12 protein-coding genes are annotated in these 13015 nt (G+C 29.4%); 10 read left to right on the top strand and 2 right to left on the bottom strand.

The features are described from left to right. The 10 genes from L8U04_RS06880 to L8U04_RS06835 all read left to right on the top strand — a co-directional run. Window positions 1–2294: AsmA-like C-terminal domain-containing protein (locus L8U04_RS06880; protein WP_263709715.1), on the top strand; the 2294-nt coding region annotated here is incomplete at its 5' end. Window positions 2295–2312: 18 nt separating this feature from the next. After that, window positions 2313–3209: a malate dehydrogenase gene (locus tag L8U04_RS06875; protein ID WP_263662470.1), complete on the top strand. Its 897-nt coding sequence runs from the start codon at window positions 2313–2315 to the stop codon at window positions 3207–3209. A 173-nt stretch (window positions 3210–3382) separates the two neighbouring features. Further along, a complete protein-coding gene (locus L8U04_RS06870) occupies window positions 3383–3697 on the top strand; it encodes a 4Fe-4S binding protein (RefSeq protein ID WP_133318853.1) in 315 nt (104 codons plus the stop codon). 9 nt (window positions 3698–3706) lie between these two features. Beyond that, entirely contained in the window at window positions 3707–4831 is a 1125-nt protein-coding gene (locus L8U04_RS06865) for a 2-oxoglutarate synthase subunit alpha (protein WP_263709713.1), read from the top strand. Window position 4832: 1 nt separating this feature from the next. Beyond that, window positions 4833–5678: a 2-oxoglutarate ferredoxin oxidoreductase subunit beta gene (locus L8U04_RS06860; protein ID WP_263709711.1), complete on the top strand. Its 846-nt coding sequence runs from the start codon at window positions 4833–4835 to the stop codon at window positions 5676–5678. Further along, window positions 5675–6232 carry a 2-oxoacid:acceptor oxidoreductase family protein gene (locus L8U04_RS06855; RefSeq protein WP_263660781.1) on the top strand — a complete coding sequence of 186 codons (558 nt, stop codon included), beginning with the start codon at window positions 5675–5677 and terminating at the stop codon, window positions 6230–6232. The genes L8U04_RS06860 and L8U04_RS06855 overlap by 4 nt, the downstream gene beginning before the upstream one ends. Before the next feature lie 83 nt (window positions 6233–6315). Beyond that, window positions 6316–8025, top strand: a complete 1710-nt coding sequence (locus L8U04_RS06850; RefSeq protein ID WP_263709709.1) for an acetolactate synthase large subunit — start codon at window positions 6316–6318, stop codon at window positions 8023–8025. Then, entirely contained in the window at window positions 8022–8489 is a 468-nt protein-coding gene (gene ilvN / locus L8U04_RS06845) for an acetolactate synthase small subunit (RefSeq protein ID WP_039626144.1), read from the top strand. The genes L8U04_RS06850 and ilvN overlap by 4 nt, the downstream gene beginning before the upstream one ends. Continuing rightward, on the top strand, window positions 8486–9445 hold the full coding sequence (gene lpxD, locus L8U04_RS06840; protein ID WP_263660779.1) for a UDP-3-O-(3-hydroxymyristoyl)glucosamine N-acyltransferase: 960 nt from the start codon (window positions 8486–8488) through the stop codon (window positions 9443–9445). Before ilvN ends, lpxD begins: the two co-directional genes overlap by 4 nt. Next, the gene (locus tag L8U04_RS06835) at window positions 9438–9662 is read left to right on the top strand and encodes a hypothetical protein (RefSeq protein ID WP_263659874.1); all 225 of its coding nucleotides are present in this window, start codon (window positions 9438–9440) and stop codon (window positions 9660–9662) included. Before lpxD ends, L8U04_RS06835 begins: the two co-directional genes overlap by 8 nt. A 1-nt stretch (window position 9663) precedes the next feature. On the opposite strand, the gene ccsA is transcribed toward L8U04_RS06835, so the two are convergent. Both ccsA and L8U04_RS06825 read right to left on the bottom strand, forming a co-directional pair. Continuing rightward, entirely contained in the window at window positions 9664–12363 is a 2700-nt protein-coding gene (gene ccsA / locus L8U04_RS06830) for a cytochrome c biogenesis protein (RefSeq protein ID WP_263709705.1), read from the bottom strand. A 9-nt stretch (window positions 12364–12372) separates the two neighbouring features. After that, window positions 12373–12972, bottom strand: coding sequence for a SoxW family protein (locus tag L8U04_RS06825; RefSeq protein ID WP_263709702.1), 600 nt, complete (start codon window positions 12970–12972; stop codon window positions 12373–12375). Between the last annotated feature and the right edge of the window lie 43 nt (window positions 12973–13015).

Genomic DNA, 13015 nt, shown 5'->3' with positions numbered 1-13015 from the left:
TAAAATATATTTATTGGTTTTTTCAAGAAATCAATATAGATGAAATTTTTGTTAATAACTATCCCGTAGAATTAATTTATAAAAATAATCTATTTTTTGTAAACAGTAAAAATCTTTTAGTAAAAGTCAATTTGAAAATTAGTGATAAAAATATACAAGCTAATATTGATAATTTTCTTTTAAAAGATCATAACCTTAGTGTAGTTGGCTCTTTACTTATCAATCCTAAGACAAAATTTTATACTTTTAAAGGAGAAATTGATAGTGATTTTTTAAAAAGTGATGTCAAATTCTCACTTAAAAGAGAAGAGATTGCTTATGAATTAGAAAATATAAGCTCAAATAATATTTCAAAAATTTTTGATATTTTAGTGGAAAATGGAGTGCATTTGCCTTCTAATCTTGCTCTTTGGGTGGGCGGTAAGGTAAAGGCTGATTTTTATTTTATAGAGAAATTAAATGGCTTTGCAGATTTTGGAAAACATAGATATTATTTGAATGATATTAGTGCTAAAGGTTATGTAAATAATTTGAAAGTGGTTTTAGATAAAGGTATAGATCCTATCATTAGTCCTTTTGTAAGGCTTGAATTTAATAAACAAAAACTAGAATTTATCTATGATAAATTATATTTTAACAATTACAATCTTAATCAAAGTCAAATTTATATAGACAATATGCTAAATGAAAAAGCAGGAATTTATATACGCATAAAAAGTGACAATGCTAGAGCTGATTATAGAGTGAATAAAATTTTGCGTTTATATGATATAAAATTACCATTTTTACAAAACAATGGTATTGCAAAGACTGATTTAGTTTTGAAAATTCCTTTTGAACATCCTGAAAGAATTTCATATAAAGGAAATTTTGATATTGTAAATTCTAATATAAATATAAGTGACTTTAAAATCATACAAGCAAATATTGATTTACAAAAAGATAAATTAGAGATTAAAAATGCAAGTGTACAAAGTGAATTAATCAGCGGTGATTTTAATGCAAGTATTGATTTAAAGCAAAAAAAAGGTAATTTTAAGACCTTTATAACAAATTTAAAATTACCACAAGATAGCTTAAAAATGAAAAATAAATTTCTTGATTTAGATCTTAACTATGATAAAAATATCAGTTTATATAATAAAGAGCTTACTACGACTTTAAATTTTGACCAAGGTATGTCTGTTTATGTTGCTAAGCTTGCAAAGTATAAGACTTATTCTAAATTAATGCAAAAAAATAATGTGCATGATGGAGAGTTGTCATTAGATACTTTAAATTTTAAAGATTTTGATGTAGATATAAATAATACCACTTTTGAATCATTTTTACTCTATAAGGATAATAATCCTTATGAGTATGATAGTTTTAGTATAAAAATAAAAGGAGAAGATTTTAATTTAACTAGCGCAAGTGGTAGTGTTTTTGCACAAAAAGACAATGATGATATTAACATTACTTTAAATAATGTTAATTTATTATTTTCAGAACAAGATACAGAAAACACACTAGATAATCTTGAAAATTCAAATTATAATATCAGTGCTAAAAATATAGATTTGATCTTAAAAGATTTTAACAAAACTTTAGATTTTGATCAATTTAATGCTAAAATCAAAAAAGACTATATAAAAGCTTGGGCTAATAGAAATGAGTCTAAATTTGAGCTTTTGCTTAAAGAAAATCAAATGCAAATTAGAGCTTTAAAAATGGATGATGATTTTCTAAATACTTTTATGCGTCAAAATGTTTTTGAAAAAGGCGAGTTTAATCTTTATGTAGATGGTAATAGTACTGATTTTTTTAAAGGCAAATTTTTATTTAAAGATACTTATTTAAAAGATTTAAAATTTCATCAGCAACTCTTAAGTTTTATTGATACCATACCTAGTTTGATTTTATTTAAAGCCCCAACTTTTAATGAAAAAGGTTTTAGTGTAGAAAATGCTGGTATAAGTTTTAATCGCAAAAAAGATCTTTTTGAAATAGATGCGCTAAATTTTAATGGTGATAGTGCAGATATTTTAGGTCAAGCTAAAATCAATTTAAGAAGTAGTCAAGTGGATGGTTTATTAGAGCTTAGAACGCTAAAATCAGCTAGTTCGGTTATTTCTAAAGTTCCAATTATCAATCAAATTATATTAGGCAAAGACAGGCAAATTAGCACACAAATTAAACTAGGTGGAACAATTGATAATCCCGAGTTTAAAACTCAACTTATCGCACAAAGTTTGCAACTTCCTTATCATTTGATAAAAAATATTTTTGAATTACCGACAAATTTAGTTAAATAATACCACAAAGGAGCTAAGATGAAAATTACCATCATAGGAGCAGGAAATGTCGGTGCAAGCATTGCTTATGCTTTAATTTTAAGAGAATTAATAGATGAGATTATATTGATTGATATTAATAAAGACTTGCTTTTTGCTAGAGAATTAGAACTAAGTCAAAGTATAGCCGCTTTTAATTTTGATATTAAAATAACTTGTACGGATGATTATACATACTCAAAAGATTCTCAAGTGGTTATTTTTAGTGCAGGTGTAGCTAGAAAAGAAGGTCAGAGTAGAGATGAGCTTTTTGCTATTAATTCTAAAATTATGCTTGAGTGTGCAAAAAATATTAAAAAATTTAACAACGATCCTTTGTTTATCATAGTAAGCAATCCTGTAGATTTTTTACTCAACGCTCTTTATGAAAGCAAATTATTTTCATTAAAAAAAATCATTGCTATGGCAGGTGTTTTAGATAATGCTAGATTTAAATACGAAGTGAGCAAAAAATTAGATATAAAAACTTCTTATATAGATACTAAGCTTATAGGTTTTCACAATGATAGTATGGTTTTGGTAAAATCTCAAAGTAAAGTGCAAAATAAAGCTTTAAGTGAAGTCTTAAATAAGCAAGATATTGTTCAAATTGAACAAGAGGTTAAAACCGGTGGTGCTAAAATTATAAAATATTTAAAAACTTCAGCCTATTTAGCTCCTGCTAGTGCTTGCGTGAGAATGATAGAGGCTTTAAAAAGTGGAGAATTTTTACCAGTATGTGTGATTTTAGATGGAGAATATGGCATAAGAGAAAAAGCTTTTGGAGTTATGGCAAGGATTAGTCTTGATGGGGTGCTTGAAACTTTAGAATTAAAATTAGACAATCAAGAACAAATTACATTGGAAAATTCTTTTATTCAGTATAATTATAAATAATTTTTTAGGAGTTTTTTACTCCTAATGTTACTTTGTGTTATAAAATCTTATTAGTTTTATTTTATCTTTTAAATAATATTTAATCATGCTATAAATTCGCTATAATAAAAAGTTTGTTTTAAAAATAATTTTTAATAAAAAATCATTAGAAAATTACAAAAAACTAGAAAGGAATATTAATGATTGCTCCAGAGAATACACCAGTTTGGGTTGATGAAGCAAGATGTAAGGCTTGTAATATCTGTGTTAGCTATTGTCCAGCCGGAGTTTTAGCAATGAGAGATGAAATCAGTGCAGTTTTAGGACAGATGATAGAAGTGGTTCATCCTGATTCTTGTATAGGCTGTAGTGAATGTGAAAGTCACTGTCCTGATTTTGCGATTTTTGTTGCCAAAAGAGATGAATTTAAATTTGCAAAGCTTACACCAGAAGCTAAAGAAAGAGCACAAGCTGTCAAAGAAAATAAATACAAAAAACTAAATGCATAGGAAAACAAAATGAGAGAAGTTATATCAACAGGTAATGTTTTAGTAGCCAAAGCTGCGATTGATTGTGGCTGTAAATTTTTTGGTGGTTATCCAATTACCCCAAGTTCTGAAATAGCACATGAACTAAGCCATATGTTACCAAAAAATGATGGTACTTTTATACAGATGGAAGATGAAATTTCGGGTATTAGTGTGGCTTTGGGTGCTTCTATGAGTGGAGTAAAATCCATGACAGCAAGTAGCGGACCGGGAATTTCTTTAAAAGCTGAACAAATTGGTTTGGGCTTTATAGCTGAAATTCCACTAGTAATTGTAAATGTTATGAGAGGTGGTCCTTCAACTGGTCTTCCAACAAGGGTTGCGCAAGGTGATTTATTTCAAGCAAAAGCTCCAACGCATGGAGATTATGCAAGTATAGCTTTAGCTCCTGCTTCATTAGAGGAAGCTTACACTGAAACTATTAGAGCTTTTAATTTAGCTGAAAAATACATGACTCCAGTATTTTTGCTTTTAGATGAAACCATAGGACACATGAATGGTAAGGCAAAATTACCTGATTTAGAAGAATTAGAAATTATCAACCGAAAAAAATTTACGGGTGATAAAAAAGATTACAAACCTTATGCAGCAGGTGAAAATGAAGCTGCCATACTAAATCCTTTCTTTGAAGGTTATCGTTATCATATCACAGGACTTCATCATGGAGACATAGGCTTTCCAACAGAAGATGGAGCAATAGTAGATAAAAATATCAAAAGATTATTTGGTAAGATTAAAAATAATACCGATGAAATTTGTACTTATGAAGAGTTTATGTGTGATGATGCGCAGTTTTTAATCATCGCCTATGGTAGCGTTGCAAGATCTGCCAAAGAAGCTATTTTAAGACTTAGAGAAGAGGGTTTAAAAGTAGGGCTTTTTAGACCTATTACCCTTTATCCAGTAGCTGAGAAAAAAATAGCTCAAGTAGTATCTAAATTTGAAAAAGTTATGGTAAGTGAGCTTAATATGGGGCAATATTTAGAAGAAATTCAAAGAGTAAGTAAAAGAGATGATTTTATTAGCTTGCACCGTGCAAATGGTCGCCCTATAACCCCAAGTGAAATTATTGCTAAAGTAAAGGAGAATATATAAAATGGCTTTTAATTATGATGAATATTTAAGAGTAGATAAACTTCCAACACAATGGTGCTGGGGTTGTGGGGATGGTGTTGTTTTAAAAGCTATTATTAGAGCTATTCAAAAACTTAGCTGGAATATGGATGATGTTTGTTTAGTTTCTGGTATAGGTTGTAGTGGTAGAATGAGTTCTTATGTAAATTGCAATACAGTCCATACTACTCATGGTCGAGCTATTGCTTATGCAACAGGGATTAAACTAGCAAACCCTAAAAAACATGTAATCGTAGTAAGCGGAGATGGCGATACTTTAGCAATTGGTGGAAATCATACCATCCATGGATGTAGAAGAAATATAGATTTAACTCATATTTTAATCAATAATTTTATTTATGGTCTTACAAATTCACAAACTTCACCAACTACCCCACAAGGCTTTTACACTGTTACAGCTCAAGCAGGTAATATAGACCCAAATTTTGATGCTTGTGAGCTTACTAAAGCCGCTGGGGCTTCTTTTGTAGCAAGAACAAATGTTATAGAGGCAAATAAGCTTGAAAATATCATTTTTAAAGCTTTATCTCACAAAGGTTATAGTTTTGTAGATGTATTTTCAAACTGCCATATTAACCTAGGTAGAAAAAACAAAATGGGCGAAGCTGTAAGCATGCTTGATTGGATTAAAAATCGTTGTGTTGAAAAGTCTAAATTTGAACAATTAGACTATGAACAAAGAGCGGATAAATTCCCTACAGGAATTTTACACCAAGATGAAAGCAAAGCAGAATATTGTGAAGCTTATGAGGAAGTTAGAAGAGCCTTGAGAGAAAAAAGAATGGTTGATTTGGGAGTATTAAAATGAAATATCAATTAAGATTTTGTGGTGAAGGTGGACAAGGGGTTATCACTGCAGGTGAAATTCTAGCTAAAGCCGCCATTAAAGAAGGGCGTAATGCTTTTAAAGCTTCTACTTATACTTCTCAAGTTAGAGGTGGGCCAACTAAGGTTGATATTATCGTTGATGAAAATGAAATCTTTTTTCCTTATGCAGTAGAAGGTGAAGTTAGTTTTATGCTTTCAACTGCTGATAAAGGTTACCATAGTTTCAAAGATGGTGTTTGTGATGGTGGTGTTATAGTTATAGAGCCAAATTTAGTTCATCCAAGTAAAGAAGATTATACAAGATGGAAAATCTTTGAAATTCCTATTATTACTATAGCTAAAGAAGAAGTAGGGAATGTAGCTACTCAATCAGTCGTTGCTTTAGCTATAGCTGCTTATATGAGTAAATGTATTGATATTGATGCATTAAAACAAACTATGCTTGATATGGTACCTGCAAAAACTAAAGAGGCAAATGCAAAAGCTTTTGATTTAGGTATAGAATACGCTAAAAAAGCACAAGTAGTTTCTTGATTTTCAAGAAACTCTTTCTTGTAAAATAATATTTATTAAATTATCGTTATAATATTTTCCATTTTAAGCAAAAAGGTAAAATAATGAAAGAGCTAAATGGCTCGCAAATGATTTGTGAAGCATTAAAAGAAGAAAATGTTAAAGTAGTTTTTGGTTATCCTGGTGGTGCGGCTTTAAATATTTATGATGAAATTTACAAACAAACTCATTTTAAACACATTTTAGTCAGACACGAGCAAGCGGCCTTACATAGCGCTGATGCTTATGCTAGAATGAGTGGTAAAGTTGGTGTGGCAGTAGTTACAAGTGGACCTGGTTTTACTAATACAGTTACAGGTTTAGCTACCGCTTATAGTGATTCTATACCTTTGGTTTTAATTTCAGCTCAAGTTGCAAATTCTTTAATAGGAACAGATGCTTTTCAAGAAATCGATGCTATAGGTATTTCAAGACCTTGTGTAAAGCATAATTATTTAGTAAAAAATATCGAAGAATTACCTAAAATTTTAAAAGAAGCTTTTTATATTGCTACAACAGGTAGAAAAGGGCCTGTGCATATTGATATACCTAAAGATGTTACTGCTGCTATGGGTGTATGGCATTATCCTAAAGAAATTTCTATGAAAACTTACAAGCCAACCTATAAAGGAAATATCAAGCAAATTAAAAAATTAGTAAGTTTGATTAAAAATGCTCAAAAACCTTTATTTTACCTAGGTGGAGGTTGCATAGCTTCTAATGCTAGTGACGAATTAAGAAACTTGATTCATTTTTGCCAAATTCCTGCAGTTGAAACTTTGATGGCTCTAGGGATTTTAAGAAGTGATGATGAGCTTAATTTAAAAATGGCAGGTATGCATGGAAGCTATTGTGCAAATATCGCTTTAAGTGAGTGTGATTTGCTTATTGCTGTGGGTGCTAGGTTTGATGATAGGATTACTGGTAAAACAAGTGAGTTTGCTAAGGGTGCAAAAATCGTTCATATTGATATAGATCCAAGCTCTATTTCTAAAATCATCGAAGCGCATTTTCCTATAGTTGGGGATATTAAAAGTGTTATTTTAGATACCTTAGAAGAATTAAAAAAAGAAAGTTTTGACAACACAAAATACCAAGAATGGTTTAAAACTTTACAAAACTATCAACAATTATATCCTTTAATCTATGAAGATAATGATGAGGTTTTAAAACCTCAATGGGTTATAGAAGAATGCGCTAGATTAGCTCCTGATGCAAGGATAATTACTGATGTGGGACAGCATCAAATGTGGGTAGCGCAATTTTATCCTTTTAATTATGCAAGACAACTTGCAACAAGCGGTGGGCAAGGAACTATGGGGTATTCTTTACCGGCTGCACTTGGGGCTAAATTAGCTGCAGATGAAGAAGTTGTAATAAATTTTGTAGGCGATGGTTCTTTTTTAATGAATATACAAGAGCTAATGACAGCAAGTGCTTATGGAATTAAAGTGATTAATATCATTTTAAATAATTCTTTTTTAGGCATGGTAAGACAATGGCAAAGTATGTTTTATAAAGAAAGATTTTCTAATACAGATCTAACAAGTCAACCTGATTTTGTTACTATTGCTAAAGGTTTTCATTGTGAGGGTTATAATGTTTTTAATAAAGAAGAATTTCAAAAAGCTTTTAAAGCAGCCTTAGAATCTAAAAAAACTTGTGTTTTAAATGTAGCTATAGATCGTTATGAAGATGTATTACCTATGGTACCTGCGGGCGGAGCTATTTATAATATGATTTTACCTAGCTATAAAAACAAGGATAAAAAATGAAAAGAAGAGTAATTTCTGTCATTGTATTAAATGAGCATGGGGTATTATCACGCGTTGTCGGGCTTTTTTCAGGACGCGGTTATAATATAGAATCTCTTACGGTTGCTCCGCTTGATGATAAAGAATTCTCAAGGATAAATATCGTTACTTTAGGCGATGAAAAAGTTTTTGAGCAAATCATAAAGCAACTTCATAAACTCATACCTACTTATAAGGTAATTGATTCTAGTGATTTTATAGAAAAAGAAACAGCTTTGGTAAAGATTGCTTTAAATGAAAATTTTGCAGGCTTAGATGCTATATTAAAAGCTTATAATGGCAGTGTAACTTATAGTGATGATGAGTTTATTATAGTAATGGCAAGTGATGATGCAAAAAATATTGATAACTTTTTAAAAACTATGAAAAAGTATAATCCTATTAGTGTAGTTAGAAGTGGTTCTATTTTAATGGAGGTAAAATGAAAATTAGTGAAATTGCTAAATTTTTAGGCATAGAATATTACGGAGATGATATAGAAATTACAGCTTTAAATTCATTAAATAATGCAAGTTTTACTGAACTTAGTTATTGCGATGGAGAAAAAAACTCTAAAAAAATTGCAAGCAGTGGAGCTGGGGCTATATTAGTCTCAAAAGAATTTGAAAATTTAGTTTCAAAAGATTGTGTTAAATTAGTTGTTGATAATCCACATTTATCTTTTGCGCTTTTAAGTAAGCTTTTTGCTAAACCTTTAATTTCTAGTGAAAAGAAAAATTCTAAAATCGCTAAAAGTGCCAAGATTATGCCAAATGTTTATATTGGAGAAAATGTCCAAATAGCTGATCATGTAGTGATAATGGCAGGAGCTTATATAGGCGATAATGTAAGTATAGGTGAATATACTACAATCCATCCAAATGTTGTGATTTATAATGACACTAAAATAGGTAAAAAATGCCATTTGCTAGCAAATTGTGTTATAGGTAGTGATGGTTTTGGCTATGCGCATACAAAAAATGGCGAGCATTATAAGATTTATCACAATGGAAATGTTATTTTAGAAGATTTTGTGGAAGTTGGAGCTTGCACGACTATTGATAGAGCAGTTTTTGAAAGTACTATCATAAAGCAAGGCACAAAGATTGATAATCTTGTTCAAGTAGGGCATAATTGTGAAGTAGGGGAGAATTGTCTTATAGTAGCTCAAAGTGGAATTTCAGGTTCAAGTATTTTGGGTAAAAATGTTACTATGGGTGGACAAAGTGCTACAAGTGGGCATTTAGAAATAGGAGATTTTGCTACCATAGCCGCAAGAGGTGGGGTCACTAAAAATTTAGAAGGTGCTAGGGTTTATGGTGGTTTTCCTATTATGCTTCAAAAAGATTGGTTAAAATTTCAAGCAAAAATTATCACAGCTTTTAGGGATAAACATGAGTAAAAAAATATTTAAAACTATAGAATTACATGGTAGTAAAAGTGGAGAAATAAGCCTTTGTAATCTTTCTAATCCTTATGGTATAGGAAGTAATGATGTCTTAAGTATAGGTGTGGCTTTGAAAAAAGAAAATGGAATAGATTGGAAAATTCATATTCCATATGAAAATTTAAAAGATCTTATCCATGCACTTCAAGAAATAGAAAAAAGCAAAGCCTAGTTTAAAAACTAGGCGTATTTAAATCCCTTTTTCTTCCTGCGCTAATAATTAAAATAAAATTAAGCATAATCAAAACATACACAAAAGTTGGTATAGGAAAAGCATCGCCATTTGCATAAGAATGAAGCCCAGAAAGGTAAAAATTTACTCCAAAATAAGTCATTAGTATGCTATAAAAGGCTAAAACACTAGCACTTGCAAAAACAAAAATAAAATAAGTTTTAAAAATAAATCTTAAGTGCAATACCATAGTATAAACTACAATAGAAATCAAAGCCCAAGTTTCTTTTGGATCCCAACCCCAATATCTTCCCCAACTTTCATTAGCCCAAACTCCGCCTAAAAAATTTCCTATTGTAAGCATTGCAAGTCCTATTATCATAGACATTTCATTAATGCAGTGTAATTTAATGATGTTTAAATCTATATTTTTATTTTTACCCCTTAAAGCAAAAAGAATTAAACTCAAAATCCCTATAATAAAACAAAGTGCTAAAAATCCATAACTTGCTGTTATAATAGAAACATGAATATTAAGCCAATATGATTTTAAAACAGGTACTAAATTCCCAATTTGAGGATCCATAAAGCCAAGATGAGCTACAAAAAGTGAAATGCCTGCTAAAAAACTCGCACCACATAAAGCCAAGAGTGATTTTCTAAAAAATATCACAGCACTCATCACACAAGCAAAAGCTATATAAATCATGCTTTCATAAGCATTACTCCAAGGAGCATGCCCACCTACATACCAACGAATGATTAAAGCTAGTGCATGTATGATTACACATATACTTAAAATGATGTAAAAAAATCTATATACAAAGGTAGATAAAGAAATATTTTTTAATATAGTATAAAAACTTAAAAAGAAAAACACTAACGCAAAGCTAATATAAACAAAAGTTAGATTATCAAAGATATTGTAATGATTAAGCAGTATTTCAAGATCTAATCTTTCTTTTGGCGGTAAAACACTACTTCCATAGTGATTTTGAAAATCTTTTAAAGATTGCAAAAATTCATTTGCATCTTGCCATTGATTATTTTCAACACCATTGCGAACTTGTAAAAAATAGCTAACTAAAAGCATTTGTAAACGCTCTACATCTTCTTTTGCAAAAGGTAAAATTTGCACCGGAGAATACCACTTTAAACTTTGCTCATTAATATCAGGAAAAATAGTTAAAGCTTGACCGCTATAAATATAATATGCATGATTTATTTTTTCATCTAAGGCTAGCAAATCTTTATCAAAGCTAGTTCTTAATGAAGGCTTTTTGCGGTTAACTTCCTCAACATAATTACTAAGTTTATATACCCCATTATCAAACACATCATCAAATGCTATGTATTTTTCATTTATATCTGCACCTATTAATTCTCTTAGTTTGCTTGTTTTGGTAGCTATCATTTTGATTTTTCTAAATTCTTTAGGATAAATCATCATTGCTAGAAAAATTTGATCATAGTGAAGATTTAAAAAATTTTCTTTTTGAATGATTTTATAAATAAATTCCATTGCCAAAGTATCTAAAGGTTTGATTCTACCATTATGATCTTGCACAAGTAATCTTGCAAAATTTAAAGAATGCTCATAGGAATTTTTTTGTAAATTTGAGATTAAATTTAAAATTTCATTTTTATTTTCTTGTGCAAAAAGCGGAGTTTGTAAATTTGCAAAAAGCAAAATAAACAATATAAAACTTTGACCTTTTTTTAAATAAATGCTTAAACGATGAAATCTTGAGTTTTTATCAAATAAAACCCATAAAAATCCCAAAATCAATAAAGTATAACCTATATAAGTAGGGATTTTACCAGGATCTTTATTGACTGAAAGTATAGTGCCTTGCTCATCTTGATCATAAGAACTTTGAAAAAATCTATACCCGCCATAATCAAGAACATTATTCATAAAAATATCATAATCTAGATTAATATTATTTTGCTTATCTATGATTTGAATTTTTGAAGTGTAAGAAGATGGACTCATAGAGCCTAAATAACGCTCTAGTATAAAATCTTTTAAGTGTAATGCAAAAGGAAGCTTAATTTCTCTTGGTCCCCAATTGATAGTAAAATTTTTTCCCTGTAAGTTAAAATGCACTGCTTGTTTGTTTGTAAAATTTGGATTTAAAATTATTTGCGTATTTGCTTTTTGATAATTAATATTTAATTTTAAGCTAGCAGGTGTAATAGAGTCTTTTTGTGGAGTGTATTTGATGGAGCTTATGATTAATTTTTTGCCATTTAAGTCAATAGTTTTTTCAAAATGCTTTTGAGTTAGCGGGGTAAAGCTAATAGGAAATTCAAAACTGGCATTAGTATCAAAATCAGTAATTTTTATAAATTCTTCTCTAGTAACTATGGTACTCGAGCTTTGATTTTCTCTTATATGCATTCCACCTTCTAAGCCAAAATATCTAGTAAGTCCAGCACCGATTAAAATCACTATAAAAGATAAATGCAAAAGCAAGATAGAGTATTTTTTCTTTTGAAAAAGCTTGTTATAAAATATCACTCCGATTAAATTTAAACCTAGTAATAAATGCAACATATCAAACCAAGCATTATTATAAATTAAAGCTTTAGCTGCACTAATACCAAAATCATTTTCTATAAAGGTTGCCACAGCACAAGCTATGGCATATATACTCATTAGTAAAAAACTCATTGCAAAAGAAAAAAAATACTGCATTTTTAACCTTTAAATATTATTTTCTTTATAAAAATGTATGAGTTTTTGTGCTATGGTTGCTTCGTCTAAATTTTGATTTTCTTTTTGATTTAAAAACTCCATTGTAGCACTTAGTCTTTTTGCGCTAATAAAACCAGGATAATTTAGCAAAGTTTGGCTGTTTTTGTTTAAAATTACAATAGTAGGGGTGGCTACTATATCATAAATACTAGAAAGTTCAGCTGTACTTAAGTCACTTTTATGGTTTTTATAAAATGTATGAATTTTTTTATAGCTTATATTTATATAATATGAGCTGTATTTGTCTTTTATAAGTTCTTGTATTTTTTTATCATTTTTAATTTCTTCTTTTAATTTATCACAATAAAGGCAGTGATTTGCGCTGAAAATGATTAAAATGTTTTTATCATCACTTTTTATATTTGCATTATCTTTAAATAAATGAGCTATTTCTTCATAAGATTTTTTATCTAAATCATTTGCTTTTTGTAAATTTTCTTTAGAAAATTGTGTACCGCTTGAGATTAAATTAAAATCAAGTTTTTCTTCATTAGAACAAGCTATAAAAAAAATACTTAAAAAACTAAGTGAGAGTATTGTTTTAAACATTTAAAATCCTTGAAAAAATTAGAAAAAGTCCTTATTCGCTATT

Origin of the sequence: Campylobacter sp. IFREMER_LSEM_CL908 (genome assembly GCF_025771545.1) — a bacterium.
Lineage (GTDB): Bacteria > Campylobacterota > Campylobacteria > Campylobacterales > Campylobacteraceae > Campylobacter_D > Campylobacter_D lari_D.
Note: the sequence above shows the minus strand (reverse complement) of the source record. Positions and strands in the feature narration are given on the sequence as shown.